The sequence below is a fragment of the Deltaproteobacteria bacterium GWC2_55_46 genome, assembly GCA_001595385.3.
Lineage (GTDB): Bacteria > Desulfobacterota > GWC2-55-46 > GWC2-55-46 > GWC2-55-46 > UBA5799.
Genome location: LVEI03000001.1, coordinates 1176263 through 1190679 on the forward strand (window position 1 = coordinate 1176263; position 14417 = coordinate 1190679).

Consider the following 14417-nt stretch of genomic DNA (forward strand, 5'->3'; position numbering starts at 1 on the left):
AGGTGCGGGACCATGGTAAGGGAGATAGAGACAGACGAACTTAAGGAAATGATGGACAGCGGCGAGAGCTTTGTCCTCGTAAACGTCCTCGATGCGGAAGATTTCGAGGATGAGCACATATGCGGTTCCATCAACATACCGGCTTCACTGATAGCAAAGGAAGCCCTTGACATGCTCAACAAGGACGACACGATCGTACTCCACTGCTCCGGGCCGGCATGTTCCGCAAGCGCGGTGGCGGCGGAGAAGCTCGACGCCCTCGGCTTCAGCGACATCTGGCGGTACAAGGGCGGGATAGAAAAATGGAAACAGGCCGGATTTTGCATGGAAGGGCTTGCCTACAAGGGGAAGGTGGCCTGAGGGCCTGAGGGCCTGAGGGCCTGAGGGCCTGAGGGCCTGAGGGCCTGAGGGCCTGAGGGATTGAAAAAGCCTCCTTACCGGCAAGGGGAAAAGAGATTCCTATTCACTCCCCGACCTTCGCAAGAAGGCCCTTCCTTTTGGCCACCCTGAAGTTCCAGTAGAAGAAAGCTACCGACAGGATCACATAGACCGCGTTGAGCCCGGCGGCCCAGATAAGCTCCCTTGCCGGGAATATGCCTGTACTTAAGACCATCCTCATGCCTTCGAAAACGTGGGCCGCCGGGGTAAGGTTCGCGGCCACCCTGAGGAACCATGGCAGCACCGCCACAGGGTAGAAGACCGCCGAAATCGGCTGAAAGAGGAGCGCTACGCCCCACGCGAGCACTTCCGCCTCCTGCCCGAACCTCAATATCAGCGCGGTCGTCACTATGCCCACGGCCCAGCCCATCACTATGAGGTTTAATACCAGCGGCACGAACGAAAAGCCCAGGACGAAGATGTTGAAGCTGTAAAGGAGCCAGGCGAGAGAGACCATCACCGTAGAGGTGAGGATGAGCTTTATCACGCTCAGGAACAAAAGAGACAATATGTACTCGGTAGCGCTCAGGGGGCTTACGAAGATATTCAGGAGGTTCCTCGACCATACGTCCTCGAGGAAAGAAACCGATATCCCCTGCTGGCTCCTGAAGAGCATGTCCCACAGGATGAGGGCCCCTATGAAAAACGTCACGAAGCCGGGGAGAGCGCCCTCCTGCCTTGAAAGATAGACTGTAACGAAGCCCCAGACAAGCAGGTCCAGCACCGGCCAATAGAAGATCTCCATGAGCCTCGGCAAGCTCCTTTTATAGAGATACAGGTGGCGCATGGTGTAGCCCATTATCCTCTGGGTCCTGGGGCTCACTGTCCGGGCCTCGCTATCTTGATGAAGACCTCCTCGAGGCTTCTCCCTCCGAACCTTTTGATGATGCTCTCGGGCCGGCCAGCGGCTATTATCCTCCCCTTGTCCATGAATATGACCCTGTCGCACATCTCTTCCATCTCTTTCATGTTATGCGAGGTGTACAGGATGGAAAGCCCATGCTCCACTTTTATTTTTTTAAGGAGCGTCCTGGTCTTGTCGGCTATGTCAGGGTCCAGGCTGGCGGTAGGCTCGTCCAGGAAGAGTATACGGGGGTTATTAAGAAGGGCCTTGCACAGGCATACCCTCGTTATCTGCCCTGATGAGAGCCTTCGTGTAGGGGTATCCTTGATCTCCAGTATCTCGAAGGTGGAAAGAAGCTCCCTTATCCGGGCCTTGCGGCCTGAGATGCCGTAGAGCCTTGAGAAGACCGTCAGGTTCTCCTCTACGGTAAGCGCGTAAGGCAGCGATATATACGATGAAGAGAAGTTGACCTGCCCCAGTATCTTCTCCCTCTCGGTCCTTATGTCCAGCCCGAATATCCTGATATCGCCTCCGGTCGGTGTCGTAAGCCCGAGGAGCATCTGAAGGGTCGTGGTCTTGCCGGCTCCGTTGGGCCCTATGAGGCCGAGTATCTCGCCCTCATACATCTCAAAGGAGATGTCGTCAACGGCCTTTTTGTAGCCGTTAAAGACCTTCGTAAGCCCCTTCACCTCTACTATCGTGCCCATCGAAGCACCCATGCCCCTCCCCTCCCCATCCCACTCCCACTCCATGATATCCCGCAAATTTTCATTCTATCCTCTATTCACGCCCAAGACAAGTGATGGGGCAAGTTGATGCAAGCCCATCGTTCTGATAGACTATAGGTAGATAGCTTTGACAGAAGCCCAGGAGGGCAGATGGCTAACAGAGGCATTAAGCTTGTAAAGGTGCTCGGCATCCAGATATCCCTCGACTACACGTGGTTCATAGTATTCGTTCTCTTCGCGTGGTCGCTCTCCTACGGGTACTTCCCTTTCAGGGAACCCGGGCTAAGCAGGGGCACCTACCTCTTCATGGGGATCCTGTCCTCCGTCCTGCTCTTTGTCTGCGTGCTCATCCATGAGCTATCCCATTCCTACACCGCGAACCGCCTTGGGATGGACATAAAAGAAATAACCCTTTTCATCTTCGGCGGTGTAGCCCAGCTCACAAAAGAACCAGAGGACGCGAAGACCGAGCTTAAGATAGCGATAGCGGGACCGTTCGCGAGCCTCGTCCTCGCGGTCCTCTTCTGGGTAGGCGCAAGGCTGGTCGACGGGGACAGGTTCCCCGTGCTTGATTCCATACTCGGCTACCTCGCGCTCATAAATATCGTGCTCCTGGCCTTCAACATGATACCCGGCTTCCCGCTCGACGGCGGGCGGGTCTTCAGGGCCTTCTGGTGGCTCAAAACAGGGGACCTTGGAAAGTCCACAAGGGTAGCCAGCAACATCGGCAAGGGCTTTGCCGTATTCCTCATAGTGATGGGCTTCATCAACATATTCACGGGCAACTTCATAGGCGGGCTATGGTTCGTGCTCATCGGGATATTCGTCAAGCAGGCTGCCGAAGGCGGCTACCAGCAGGTCGTCATAAAAAGGGCGCTTGAGGGGCTTAAGGTAAAAGACATCATGTCAAAGCCGGTAATAACCGTAAAGGAAGCGGTTACGGTTTCAGAGGCGGTAGAGAATTATTTCTTCAAGTTCCATCACGCGAGCTACCCCGTAACATCAAACGGCCATATCGCCGGCCTTCTCACTCTGAATAACGTCAGGTCGATCGAAAAGGAGAGATGGGAAAATACCAGGGTAGGGGATGTGATGCAGCGCCTCAGCCCAGGTGATTTCCTGAACCCCGAAGAGAGCGCCATGCAGGCCCTCTCAAAGATGATAGGCGACGATATAGGCAGGTTCCCGGTCTTGAAGGACGGGGAGCTTGTGGGCATAATATCGAGACGGGACATAATGAAGGTGCTGGAGTTCAAGGCAGGGCTACAGAGATGACTATTTAAGTAGCGCCACCCCGCCTACCACAAGGGCTATGCCAGCGAGCTTCTGTATTGTGAAGGCCTCGCCAAGGAAGACTACCGATATGAGGAGCGCGACAAGGGGGTAGGTCGCCGCCACAGGCACCACCACAGAGGCGTCTCCGGCCTTCAAGGCCGAATAGAAGGCGAGCTGTCCCAGAAGCCCGGCCAGCAAGCCCCCGGCCGCTACGAAGAGCGCGCTCTTTACGTCGACCGTGGCGACATCCCCCAGCCTGCCCATGAAGAAGACCCCAAGAAGGGCGATCACCATTATAGGCACCGTCCGTATGAGGACACCGAGAACGGGGTCTATCGGCCCCTTGAGCCCTATCTTCTCAAAGGCAGGGGCTATGCCCCATATGACAGCCGTGAGTATCGCGAACGCGAACGATTTATCCATCTGCCTTCCTCCCTTACTCTTTTCAAACCACGCCGGATAATAACAATCTATTATCGGAAAGTTTAAGTTTAACCTTTACACGGCTCGAGATGCGACAACAAAAAAACCCCCGCCGCGCAAGCGGCAGGGGCTCATCCCAAACGATTTCAATCGTCGACCTTGAGGGTCCTCGCGTTCTTGGGCTGTACCGGCCTGTTATTCTTGTGCATTATCTTCTGTATATCGGCTATCTGCTTCTCGGACATCTGTATGGGAGCGTTAAGCACTATCCATTTCACGCTCTCCGAGCAAGGAGGCGTTGTAAGCGAGCCGGAGTAGGTAAAATAGCCCTTCTCCTTCGGCAGGAGGTCGGCTGCGTTTATGCTGACGTCAACGGACTTCTTCTCATTGGCCTTCGCCGGCAGGTTTGACCATATGGCCTTATAGGCCCCATGCTCCTTGCCTGTCTCTACCAGCACACCAACTACCGCGAGCTGCCCCAAGGCGTTCTTGTGCACCAGGTGCATCTCGTTGCCGAACGACTTGCCGTCTACCGTATGTTCGCTTGGGGTGTGGAAATGGAACTGTACGAGGTTATACTCGGAGCCGTCTACAACGATAGAGCTGCCCTCCTCATAGTTTACCTGCACGGTGTGGCCGTTATTCACGGTATTGAGCCTGGATGCCTTATAGTTGAACTTGATATCCGAAAGCTCAGCAGGTGTGGCGTTTGCGAGGTCGATGGGCGACTGGGTCTTTCCCTCGGAGCAGGCCTTGAAATCCCCTGACATGTGCCCCCAGTGCTCAGGGCCGTGTTCCCCCTCATAGCCCCAGTGAGGGGCGTGCTTCTCAGCGGCCTGTACGCCGAAGGCGGCAAAGCTCAGGCCAAACGCCACCGCTGCCGAGGCTAAAATCCTCTTACCTTGTCTCATAGCGTTCATACTCCTTTTTCGTTTTTTCTGGATGTGTAAACGCAACTATTTGGAGAAGAGCATCCTTAGCGACACGATGAGCAGCACCGCCCCGAATACCTTCTCCAGCGCAAACGATGGCAAAGAGGCCGCGAACTTACCGCCGAAGTACCCGCCCAGGAAAAACCCGGCGCAAAGAAGGGCAGCGGCCTTGATATCTACGTACCCCTGGCTCCAGTACGCCCATGCCGCGAGTATCCCGATGGGGGGTACCATCATGGCAAGGGTAGTGCCCTGTGCCTGGTGCTGTGAGAAGCCGAAAAAAAAGACAAGTGCCGGTATAACGAGTATCCCGCCGCCTATGCCTACAAGGCCGCTTAAGACCCCGGCGGCCCCTCCGAGGGCTATGAAAAGGAGCTGCTCCATTTAAGAAAAGCTTATACCACAGAACACTCAGATTTTAAAGGCGAGCCTGAGAAGCGTTTGAAGCGCGAGAAAGCCCAGGTCCTTGGCGACCTCTTTTGTGTTTACAGGCAGCTCGGAATCCAGCCTGGAGGCAAGCTCAAGGGTCGTTGGAAGAGCCACAGAGCCGAGCTTCAGCTCTTTTTGAAGGTGCTTGAGCGTTTCTACTTCCGCGCCTTTTGTCCCAATACGCCTTGCCTTGAACGACTCCCTGTGGCTCGAGTACTTTCCAAGCTCGCCCCTGTTGAGCCAGAGCCCCCCGCACCCGGGGCACCTCTCTATGAGGGCGTCCTTCGGGAGGTTCATATCGGTGAATAGAACAAGCCCCTTGGCGCATCTGGGGCAAAGTCCTCCCCCTTTATTCCGGGGGGTCTCTGAAAGAAGGTTTTCAAGGTCGACCCCTTCGAGCTTCCTTATCGCCTCGTCGGTTACTAACAGGAGCTCCCACCTGTCGAACCAGACCCCGCCGCAGCCGTTGCACTGGTCAAGGAGAAGCACCCTGCCGTAATTGGCCTCGGCGTATACCTCGTGGAGCTTGCCGCCGCACTCGGGGCATATAAGCCTTGCTTCTTCGTCTGCCATCTACTGACCCAACGCTCCGTTGTTCAGATACCCCATCGCCTCAAGCCTTCTTATCCTCTCCTCGATTGGCGGATGGGTAGAGAAGACATCTGCCACGAACCCCTCCTTATCATCAAGCCTCCTTCTCAGGGGGTCTGATATGAAAAGATGGGCCGTTGCCCTCCGTGCCTTCTTCAACGGCGACGTATGGGCAGCTATCTTTTTGAGGGCGCTGGCGAGCGCAAGGGGGTTTCTGGTAAATTCCGCTGCGCTCGCGTCGGCCTGGTACTCGCGGTTCCTTGAAACCGACATGGCGATTATCCTTGAGAAGAGCGGCGAGAGGAGGACAAAAAAACCTATCAGGAAGAGTATGAGCGGATGTATGCCGCCCCTGTCCTTCATGCTCCTTCTGGGGCGTATGCCGCCGTACCTCCAGGTCCTCACAGCCCAGTCCGAGAGTATCGACACGGTCCCGACGAGCACCGTAACGACAGTCATGGTGAGTATGTCGAAGGACTTTATATGGCCCATCTCATGGGCTACGACCGCCTGAAGCTCCTCCCTGTTCATAGCCTCAAGAAGGCCCTGGGTAGCCACCACCGCAGAGCTCTCCGGGTTCCTGCCTGTGGCGAAGGCGTTAGGGGCCGGGTCGTCGAGCACATATACCTTTGGCATGGGAAGGCCCGAGGCAAGGGCCATCTCCGTTACGACGTTACGGAATCTCTTGTGATTCGGGTCTTCGAACTTAAGCGACTCAGCCCCAAGAGAGCGGAGCACCATGGAGCTGCCGTAGAAGTATGCGGCGAAGCCGTTAAATGAAGCAAACGCGGCTGCGATGATGGTGGCTACCGGGAGCCTCCCGGTAAAGTCAAGGGAGCCGTAGGTGTACACGTCAACGGAGAGTCCTACGCCGATGACGAGAATAAAAAAACCCAGCATGAGGGAGATGGTTATTCTCCTGTTCCTCTTCTGCTGGGAGTATATGTCTGTCATCGGATTTAAGGACTTATTTCATGCCCAGGTCGACCTTTGGCGGTGTCGCCGCGGCCTCCTCGGCCTGGAAATATTCGGCCTTCTTGAAGCCGAAAAGGGAAGCGATAATAAGGGTCGGGAAGACCGACTGCCTTGTGTTGAAGGCCGCGACTATATCGTTATAGAACTGGCGGGCGAAGCTTATGCGGTTCTCGGTCGAGGCGAGCTCTTCCTGAAGCTCAAGGACGTTCTTGCTGCTCTTAAGGTCCGGGTAGTTCTCGAATACCGCGAGGAGCCCTCCAAGGGCCCTTGTAAGGGAGCTTTCGGCGGCGGACTTATCATGCACCGTCTGAGCGCCCATCGCCTTTGCCCTGGCCTCCATGACGCGCGTCAATGTATCGCGCTCGAACTCCATCGCACCCTTTACCGCGTTCACCAGGTTCGGGATGAGGTCGTATCTCCTCTTGAGCTGAACGTCTATCTGCCTCCAGGAGTTCTCGGCCTGGTTCTTGAGCGTTACAAGGCCGTTATAGGCGAGTATCGCCCATATCACGACAAGGCCGATTATAACGAGAGCTATTATCCCTGCCAAATGAAGCCTCCTTACCTGTCTGACTTACGGAAAAAGAGGTCGTGGAGCGTATATAGCTCTCTTACCTCGTACTCTTTTCTCGCGGCCGGGAGGTTCACCACCACCTCATCCCCGACGGCCTTATTTAGAAGCGCCTTGCCTATGGGCGAGCTCACGGATATCTTCCCGTTCCTCGCGTCGACCTCTTCAGGGGTCACCAGCTCAAATATTACCTCTTCGCCGGTCGACTGGTCCTCAAGGTGGATCCTCGAGCCGAAACCGACAGCGCCCTTGGGTATATCATCGAGCTTAAGCGAGGTCAGGGTGTTAATCCTGGAGGTCAGGTGCGCGGCCCTCGCCTGCAGGAAAGACTGCCTGTGCTTGGCGGCCTCATATTCGGCGTTCTCGCGCAGGTCCCCGTGAGCCGCCGCCTTCTGCAGCTCCTTTGGGACGTCGACCCTGAGTTCCTTTTCGACCTTCTGAAGCTCTTCCCTGAGCTGTTTTACAATGGGAAGCTCGTGCATTACCCTTCTCCGCTACGGCAGATTATTTAAGGCTACCTTAAGCCAATTCCAAGCCTATTACGCTCTCTATATGATATGTCTGGGGGAACATGTCGATAAGGACTGCCCTTGAGACCCTGTACCCGCATCCGGCAAGCGCGGATATATCCCTTGCGAGGGTGGGCGGGCTGCATGATATATAGAGGATCTTCGCTGGCCTCGCCCCTGAAAGGGACTTGGCGATTTGAGGCTCTCCGCCCCTCGGCGGGTCTAATACTAACACACTTTCCATTTCTTTTTCAAGGCTCTTAAGGTTCTGTTTAAGCCAGCTCGCGGAATCAGACGCGTGAAAATAGACGTTCTTTATGGAATTTTTGGCGGCGTTTTCCCTCGCCTGCCTGACCGCCACATGGCTCTGCTCTATGCCCGCGACCTCCCTCGACCTCCTGGCAAATGGCAGGGTGAGGTTCCCCACCCCAGAGAAGAGGTCGACCACCAGCTCCGCCCCTGTCGGGGCTGCAAACTCGATGGCCTTTCCGACCATATTCCTGTTCTGAAGCCTGTTGACCTGTGAAAATACGCTCGCGCGGGCCCTTATCTCTATCCCTTCGATCGAATAGCTTATACCGGTATCCCCGGCGGATGACACGAACCTTCCGTGACGCCCCTTCTCCGGGGAGGCCCATACCTCTATGCCCTTAAGGTGCCTCACCCCTTCCAGCAGCCCCGCCCAGTTGAAATGATCGTCTCCGTCAACATGGAATACCGCCACGGTCTTCATATCCCCTTCGCTCAAGCCCACCTCGAAGGAGCCGACCCGCGGCCTCTTCGGCCCTTTAAGGAATTTCCTTATATCCGAGAAGGTCTCGTTCACAATGGGGTCAAGAAGAGGGCAACCCTCCATGTCAACTACACTGTGCGACCTTGCCCCGAAAAAGCCGGCCCTGCCCCCCTCTGCCTGGAAGCGGGCCCTTGCCCTGTAATTAAACTCCATAGGGGACGCTATAGGCTCTTCGAAGATTATCCCCTCTGCCTTTCCTATCCTTCTTATCGTCTCCTCGAGTATCCTCTGCTTCCAATGGAGCTGGTCTTTATAGCCCATGTGCTGGAGGTTACACCCCCCGCACTCTCCATATAGCGGGCATAAAGGCTCAACGCGCGCCGTGGAAGGCACCTCGATACGTTCGATGACGCCTTCAGAGTACCCCTTTTTCTGAGAGACGACCTCTACCTGGGCCACGTCCCCTGGCGCGGAGTAGGGCACAAATACGACCTTGCCGCCTATCCGGCCAACGCCCTTGCCGCCAAAGGCAAGGGATGTTATTTCCACTCTTTCGCTCATAAAAAATATATAAGGGTCCGGCAAAGCGGACCCTTATATTCAACAACCTTTTTCAGGCGTGCTGCCCGACCATCCTCTTGATCTTGTCTATCGCTCCAAGGGCGTCCCCGCCGTACTGGTCAGCCCCGATCTTATCAGAGAACTCCTGCGTAACGACGGCGCCGCCGACTATGGTAAGGGCCTTTATGCCCTTCTCCTTGAGCCTCTTGATGACGATATCCATCTCAAGGACGGTTGTGGTCATGAGCGCGGATAGGCCGACTATGTCGACCTTGTTCTTCTCTGCCTCTTCCACTATCCTGTCGGAAGGCACGTTCTTCCCGAGGTCTATGACTTCAAACCCATGGTTTTCAAGGAGAGTCGCCACGATGTTCTTGCCTATGTCGTGGATATCCCCTTCCACCGTCGCGAGCAGCACCCGGCCAAGCGATGCCCCCTTCTTCCCGTGTATTTCCTTCTTGAGCCTCGCGAAGGCCTTCTTCATCGTATCGGCAGAGAGCATGACCTGCGGCAGATAGTACCTGTTGGAGGCGAAAAGCCTGCCGACCTCCTCAAGGCCGGGCACAAGGGCCTCATTGCTTATCTTCATAGGCTCCCAGCCCTCTTTCAACGCCTCTTCCACAAGACCGACTATGTTCTCCTCGTCGCCGTGTACTACCGCCTTCTTGAGCCTCTCCACCAGCCCTGCCGGGGCAGGCGTCGAAGGAGCCGCTGCCGCCTCCTTGGGAACGGCGGCCTCGGTAAGGGCCTGATGCCTCTTTATATACCTCTCGGCCCTCAGGTCCTTGTTGAGGAGCACCAATGAGGCATGGAAAGCGTCCATCATCGCCTTGTTGTTGGGGTTTATGATAGCCGCGTCAAGCCCGGCCTCGATGGCCATGGTAAGGAAGCTGGCGTTTATTACCTCCCTCGCCGGAAGGCCGAAAGAGATGTTGCTGACGCCCAGGACCGTAGTGAGACCGAGGCGCTCCTTCACCAGCCTTATCGCCTTTAGCGTCTCCTTGGCGCTTTCAGGGGCCGCGCTCACGGTCATCGCGAGGCAGTCGACTATGAGGTCCTCTTTACGCAAGCCCGCCTTCAACGCCCTCTCGAGCATCTTCTCGGCGACCTTGAGCCTGCCCTCCGCGGTCTCGGGTATGCCGTCGTCATCGAGGGTGAGGCCAAGGACGGCCGCGCCATACTCGGCGGCAAGCGGCAGGATGGACGTGAGCTTTTTCTCCTCTCCGCTGATCGAGTTTATAAGCGGCTTGCCGTCAACCGCCTTGAGCCCCGCGAGCACCGCCTCGGGGCTCGACGAATCTATCACTATTGGGAGGCTCGAGTTCCCGTTCACCGCGAATACCGCCGAGCCCATCGCAAAGACCTCGTCTATGCCCGGCACGCCGACGTTGACATCAAGGGCGTTCGCGCCGGCGGTCTCCTGCTGCCTTGCCTCGTTCCTTATCCCGGCGGTCTTGCCCTCTTTTATCTCCTGCGCGAGGACCTTCCTGCCGGTTGGATTTATCCTCTCCCCTATTATTATGGGAGAGAGGCCCGCGCCGAACAACGTAACCGAGCTTCTGGAAGAAAGCGCGGTAAACCCGGCCTTCCTCCCTGCAGCCGGCGTGATACCCCTGAACGCCTCTCCCATCATCTTTATATGCTCGGGGGTCGTGCCGCAGCAGCCGCCGAGTATCCTTACCCCGGCCTCGACGAGCCTGGGGACATAAGCCGCCATCTCCTCAGGAGAGGCCGGGAATACCGTCTCGGTGCCCTTCAAAACCGGGATACCGGCGTTTGGCTGCGCGATAAGGGGCAGAGAGCATACCTTCGAGATAGCGGCAACGGCCTTGCATATCCCCTCTATGCCCAAAGAGCAGTTTGCGCCTATGACATCTGCGCCTAAAGACTCGGCCATTACGGCAAATGCCTCCGGGGAGGTGCCGAGCACCGTCCTCATCGTCTCATCGAACGTCATGGTGGCCACAACCGGCAGCCCTGTCGACTTCGCGCCCATTATAGCGGCCTTCATCTCCCTTATGTCCATCATCGTCTCGATGATGACAAGGTCGGCGCCACCCTCTTTAAGCGCCTGGGCCTGCTCCTTGAATACGGAAAAGGCCTCGTCGAAAGGCATCTCGCCCACAGGCTCGACGAACCGGCCCGTTGGCCCAAGGCCGCCGGCCACGAACCTGCTGCTACCCGCCTCGTCCCTCGCGCACCTCGCCGCGGCGATGTTTATCTCGGCGAGCCTTCCCTCGAGGCCGTACTCCATAAGCTTCGGCCTGTTGCCCCCGAAGGTATTCGTGGTGACGATATCAGAGCCCGCCCCTATGTAAGCGGAGTGCACCTTCCTTACAAGGGCCGGGTCCTTGAGGCATAGCTCGTCAGGGCATCCGCCGGGCTTTAGCCCCAGCCTCTGGAGCATGGTCCCTGTGGCGCCGTCAAAGACGAGCTGCTTTGAAGCAAGGGCTTTCCGAAAATCGCGCATTCTCTTCTCCCGAATGAAAATCAATAAATAATTGTAACCGTTTATCCCGCTGCCCGCAAGTAAGTTTATGGCTTTCTTGCGGTTTTGGAAAAGCAGAGTATGATTGAAAATGCTCCATCCGGCGAAGAAAATACTGCTGCTCGCCGCGCTCGCCTTTCTTTTCGCCTCTTGCGCCAGGGAGCGCTTCCTTGAGGCCCCAGAGGAGGATAAAAAAGAAGAGCGCCCGCTCTGGTGGGTGCTCCAGCATAAGGAGACGGCGTCAAAGGAGCTTAGCTACGAGGACAGGTGGTACAGGTACGAGGCTGAATTCGACTACATACAGCCCGGCATGGACATATACATGAACCCGCTTATGAGCCTGTGCCCGATCGAGAAGGCCACATACAAGGTAACGGACAAGGAGACCGGAGAGGTCGTCAGGGCCCAGACTTTATTCCAGATACCCTGCGATACCTGCCACAAAAGATAATATTGTTGACAGGCAGCGGAAATGGTACAATCCTTTCCAGAGCACATGGACGGGGCGGAAGACCTAACCCCCTGCCGCGGAAAGGAAAAACTTAATATTCAAAGCAAGGACAGCAAGGAAAAAAGTCATCCGGCTCCTGATCTTGTTCCGAAGAAATACTCTCAGCTCATCCATCGAAAAAACCGCATCCCCCACCTCATAAAGCCTAAAGCCGTCCAAACAGTTGCTAAAAAACTCAATTTCAAAAATATTAATTGCAGGAAAATGGATCAAAGGCGGGTGGACCGTATGCGCATCCTTCAGCATTATTTCAACAGCCTGCACCTGTTCTGCAGGCTCCGCTCCCTGGGCCTGAGCAAGTCCCGGGCCCTGCGCCTTTGCCGCGTATGGGAGAAGGTAATACACCCCTATATCTACCGCAGGGCTATCCGCAGAAGGGCCTTCTGAGCCTTACCCTATCCTTATCTCCCTGGCCTCCAGCTCGTTTATCCTGTCCCTCAGCTCCGCCGCCTTCTCAAAGTCCATCTTCCTGGCCGCCCTCTCCATCTCTTTTCTCAATGACCTTATAAGCTCCGGTATCTCGTGCGGCGGCACGTACTCTTTTGCCTTCTCAGCGGCCACAGGCACCGTGTAATAGTCGCCCTCGTAGATGGAGCCCAAGACGTCCTTTATCCTGCTCTTTATCGTCTCAGGGGTTATGTTGTTGGCCCTGTTGTACTCGGCCTGTATCGTCCTCCTTCTCGCGGTCTCATCGATGGCCGCCTTCATGGAACGGGTAACGGCGTCACCGTAAAGGATGACCCTCCCGTTGACGTTCCGCGCGGCCCTGCCGCATGTCTGTATGAGAGAGCGCTCCGAGCGGAGAAAGCCCTCCTTGTCCGCGTCCAGGATGGCCACGAGCGATACCTCCGGTATGTCGAGCCCCTCCCTCAGGAGGTTTATGCCGATGAGCACGTCGAACTTGCCCATCCTCAGGTCCCTGATAATCTCCACCCTCTCCAGCGTCTCTATGTCCGAGTGCAGGTACTTGACCTTGAGCCCCAGCTCGGCGTAGTACTGCGCCAGGTCCTCGGCCATCCTCTTCGTAAGCGTCGTCACAAGCACCCGCTCGCCCTGTTTGACCCTCTTCCTTATTTCTCCGAGGAGGTCGTCTACCTGGCTCGCCGCAGGCCTGACATCTATTTCAGGGTCCATGAGCCCGGTCGGCCTTATTACCTGCTCCACCACGTTGCCCAGGGCCATCCGGTGCTCGTACTCGCCGGGAGTAGCCGATACGTAGACGGCCTGTTTTATCCTCCTGGAGAACTCATCGAACTTTAGCGGCCTGTTGTCCAGAGCCGACGGCAATCTGAAGCCGTACTCGACGAGCGTCTTTTTCCTGGAGAAGTCCCCGTGGTACATGCCGTTGAGCTGTGGGACCGTGATATGGCTTTCGTCCACGAAGAGGAGATAGTCCTCCGGGAAGTAGTCTATCAGCGTATATGGCGGCTCGCCCGGGAGCCTGCCGGAGATGTGCCTTGAGTAGTTCTCTATCCCCGAGCAGTAGCCCATCTCCTGGAGCATCTCGATATCGAAAAGCGTCCTCTGTTCGAGCCTCTGCGCCTCAAGGAGCTTTCTCTGCGCGTTAAGCTCCCCGAGCCTTTCCCTCAGCTCGTCCCTTATAGACTCTATGGCCCGGCTGAGGTTCTCCCTTGTGGTGACGTAATGGCTCGCCGGGTGGATGAGCGCCTTTTCCACCTTCCTCAAGGGCTTGCCCCGCAACGGGTCTATCTCGGAGATGTTCTCGATGGTATCGCCGAAGAACTCGAACCTCAACGCGGTCTCAGCCTCGTAGACAGGGAAGACATCGACGACGTCGCCGCGGACCCTGAAGGCCCCCCTGTGGAAGTCCACGTCGTTTCTGTCGTACTGCATCTCCACCAGCTTTTTGATGAGCACCGCCCTGTCCGTCTCCATGCCCCTTTCAGCGTATACGTGCATAGACCCGTAATCGTCCGGCGAGCCTATGCCGTAGATGCAGGAGACAGAGGCCACTATGATGACGTCTTTTCTCGTAAGGAGGGAGTGTGTAGTCGAGTGCCTGAGCTTGTCTATCTCGTCGTTTATCGACGCGTCCTTCTCGATGAAGGTATCTGTCGTCGGGACGTAGGCCTCCGGCTGGTAATAGTCGTAATATGATACGAAGTACTCGACGGCGTTTTCCGGGAAGAGGTCCCTGAACTCCGCGAAGAGCTGGGCCGCCAGGGTCTTATTGGGCGCGATGACGAGGGCCGGCCTGCCAAGCTCCTCGATGACCTTTGCCGCCGTAAAGGTCTTGCCGGACCCTGTCACCCCCAGAAGTATCTGGTGCTTTTCTCCCCCCTCGGTTCCTTTGACAAGGGCCTCTATGGCCCGGGGCTGGTCCCCCTTTGGCGTGTAATCCGTCCTCATCCGGAAAGGCGTATCCTTCTTTCTCATTCAAGTCCCTGT

The 14417-nt window shown here is 56.4% G+C and carries 16 protein-coding genes; 3 read left to right on the forward strand and 13 right to left on the reverse strand.

Annotated elements, in window-relative coordinates; genetic code table 11:
* The first annotated feature begins 12 nt into the window (after positions 1-12).
* The gene (locus tag A2V21_305570; protein OIJ73781.1) at positions 13-360 is read left to right on the forward strand and encodes a hypothetical protein; all 348 of its coding nucleotides are present in this window, start codon (positions 13-15) and stop codon (positions 358-360) included.
* 103 nt (positions 361-463) lie between these two features.
* Here the strand turns inward: A2V21_305570 and A2V21_305575 are convergent, their stop codons facing one another.
* A complete protein-coding gene (locus A2V21_305575) occupies positions 464-1237 on the reverse strand; it encodes an ABC transporter (GenBank protein OIJ75068.1) in 774 nt (257 codons plus the stop codon).
* Positions 1238-1257: 20 nt separating this feature from the next.
* Positions 1258-1989, reverse strand: a complete 732-nt coding sequence (locus A2V21_305580) for an ABC transporter ATP-binding protein (GenBank protein OIJ75067.1) — start codon at positions 1987-1989, stop codon at positions 1258-1260.
* Between the two features lie 171 nt (positions 1990-2160).
* Between A2V21_305580 and A2V21_305585 the strand changes: the two genes are divergently transcribed.
* On the forward strand, positions 2161-3285 hold the full coding sequence (locus tag A2V21_305585) for a hypothetical protein (protein ID OIJ73782.1): 1125 nt from the start codon (positions 2161-2163) through the stop codon (positions 3283-3285).
* Here A2V21_305585 and A2V21_305590 read toward each other — a convergent pair whose 3' ends face one another.
* The 9 genes from A2V21_305590 to A2V21_305630 all read right to left on the reverse strand — a co-directional run bounded on the left by A2V21_305590 (position 3286) and on the right by A2V21_305630 (position 11479).
* Positions 3286-3708: a hypothetical protein gene (locus A2V21_305590; protein ID OIJ73783.1), complete on the reverse strand. Its 423-nt coding sequence runs from the start codon at positions 3706-3708 to the stop codon at positions 3286-3288. It abuts the gene before it with no gap.
* 146 nt (positions 3709-3854) lie between these two features.
* Entirely contained in the window at positions 3855-4619 is a 765-nt protein-coding gene (locus A2V21_305595) for a hypothetical protein (protein OIJ73784.1), read from the reverse strand.
* Positions 4620-4664: 45 nt separating this feature from the next.
* Positions 4665-5024 carry a permease gene (locus tag A2V21_305600; GenBank protein OIJ73785.1) on the reverse strand — a complete coding sequence of 120 codons (360 nt, stop codon included), beginning with the start codon at positions 5022-5024 and terminating at the stop codon, positions 4665-4667.
* A gap of 27 nt (positions 5025-5051) precedes the next feature.
* The gene (locus A2V21_305605) at positions 5052-5642 is read right to left on the reverse strand and encodes a hypothetical protein (GenBank protein OIJ73786.1); all 591 of its coding nucleotides are present in this window, start codon (positions 5640-5642) and stop codon (positions 5052-5054) included.
* Complete coding sequence (locus A2V21_305610; GenBank protein ID OIJ73787.1) at positions 5643-6614, reverse strand: hypothetical protein; 972 nt, start codon at positions 6612-6614, stop codon at positions 5643-5645. It lies immediately after the preceding gene.
* A gap of 13 nt (positions 6615-6627) precedes the next feature.
* Complete coding sequence (locus A2V21_305615; GenBank protein ID OIJ75069.1) at positions 6628-7173, reverse strand: hypothetical protein; 546 nt, start codon at positions 7171-7173, stop codon at positions 6628-6630.
* A gap of 23 nt (positions 7174-7196) precedes the next feature.
* Positions 7197-7688, reverse strand: coding sequence for a hypothetical protein (locus tag A2V21_305620; GenBank protein ID OIJ73788.1), 492 nt, complete (start codon positions 7686-7688; stop codon positions 7197-7199).
* 37 nt (positions 7689-7725) lie between these two features.
* Positions 7726-9033: a hypothetical protein gene (locus A2V21_305625; GenBank protein ID OIJ73789.1), complete on the reverse strand. Its 1308-nt coding sequence runs from the start codon at positions 9031-9033 to the stop codon at positions 7726-7728.
* A gap of 28 nt (positions 9034-9061) precedes the next feature.
* The gene (locus A2V21_305630; GenBank protein ID OIJ73790.1) at positions 9062-11479 is read right to left on the reverse strand and encodes a 5-methyltetrahydrofolate--homocysteine methyltransferase; all 2418 of its coding nucleotides are present in this window, start codon (positions 11477-11479) and stop codon (positions 9062-9064) included.
* A 109-nt stretch (positions 11480-11588) separates the two neighbouring features.
* On the opposite strand from A2V21_305630, the gene A2V21_305635 reads away from it, so the two are divergent.
* Entirely contained in the window at positions 11589-11948 is a 360-nt protein-coding gene (locus A2V21_305635; GenBank protein OIJ73791.1) for a hypothetical protein, read from the forward strand.
* Positions 11949-12011: 63 nt separating this feature from the next.
* Here the strand turns inward: A2V21_305635 and A2V21_305640 are convergent, their stop codons facing one another.
* Complete coding sequence (locus A2V21_305640; GenBank protein OIJ73792.1) at positions 12012-12353, reverse strand: hypothetical protein; 342 nt, start codon at positions 12351-12353, stop codon at positions 12012-12014.
* A gap of 45 nt (positions 12354-12398) precedes the next feature.
* Positions 12399-14405, reverse strand: a complete 2007-nt coding sequence (locus A2V21_305645; protein OIJ73793.1) for an excinuclease ABC subunit B — start codon at positions 14403-14405, stop codon at positions 12399-12401.
* Between the last annotated feature and the right edge of the window lie 12 nt (positions 14406-14417).

Excerpts from the sequence above, each read along its gene's own strand:
- A2V21_305570 (OIJ73781.1), top strand. The coding sequence starts at position 13 with ATGGTAAGGGAGATAGAGACAGACGAACTTAAGGAAATGATGGACAGC.
- A2V21_305620 (OIJ73788.1), bottom strand. The coding sequence starts at position 7,688 with ATGCACGAGCTTCCCATTGTAAAACAGCTCAGGGAAGAGCTTCAGAAG.
- A2V21_305635 (OIJ73791.1), top strand. The coding sequence starts at position 11,589 with ATGCTCCATCCGGCGAAGAAAATACTGCTGCTCGCCGCGCTCGCCTTT.
- A2V21_305585 (OIJ73782.1), top strand. The coding sequence starts at position 2,161 with ATGGCTAACAGAGGCATTAAGCTTGTAAAGGTGCTCGGCATCCAGATA.
- A2V21_305645 (OIJ73793.1), bottom strand. The coding sequence starts at position 14,405 with ATGAGAAAGAAGGATACGCCTTTCCGGATGAGGACGGATTACACGCCA.
- A2V21_305595 (OIJ73784.1), bottom strand. The coding sequence starts at position 4,619 with ATGAGACAAGGTAAGAGGATTTTAGCCTCGGCAGCGGTGGCGTTTGGC.
- A2V21_305575 (OIJ75068.1), bottom strand. The coding sequence starts at position 1,237 with ATGGGCTACACCATGCGCCACCTGTATCTCTATAAAAGGAGCTTGCCG.
- A2V21_305605 (OIJ73786.1), bottom strand. The coding sequence starts at position 5,642 with ATGGCAGACGAAGAAGCAAGGCTTATATGCCCCGAGTGCGGCGGCAAG.
- A2V21_305590 (OIJ73783.1), bottom strand. The coding sequence starts at position 3,708 with ATGGATAAATCGTTCGCGTTCGCGATACTCACGGCTGTCATATGGGGC.
- A2V21_305610 (OIJ73787.1), bottom strand. The coding sequence starts at position 6,614 with ATGACAGACATATACTCCCAGCAGAAGAGGAACAGGAGAATAACCATC.
- A2V21_305600 (OIJ73785.1), bottom strand. The coding sequence starts at position 5,024 with ATGGAGCAGCTCCTTTTCATAGCCCTCGGAGGGGCCGCCGGGGTCTTA.
- A2V21_305580 (OIJ75067.1), bottom strand. The coding sequence starts at position 1,989 with ATGGGCACGATAGTAGAGGTGAAGGGGCTTACGAAGGTCTTTAACGGC.
- A2V21_305630 (OIJ73790.1), bottom strand. The coding sequence starts at position 11,479 with ATGCGCGATTTTCGGAAAGCCCTTGCTTCAAAGCAGCTCGTCTTTGAC.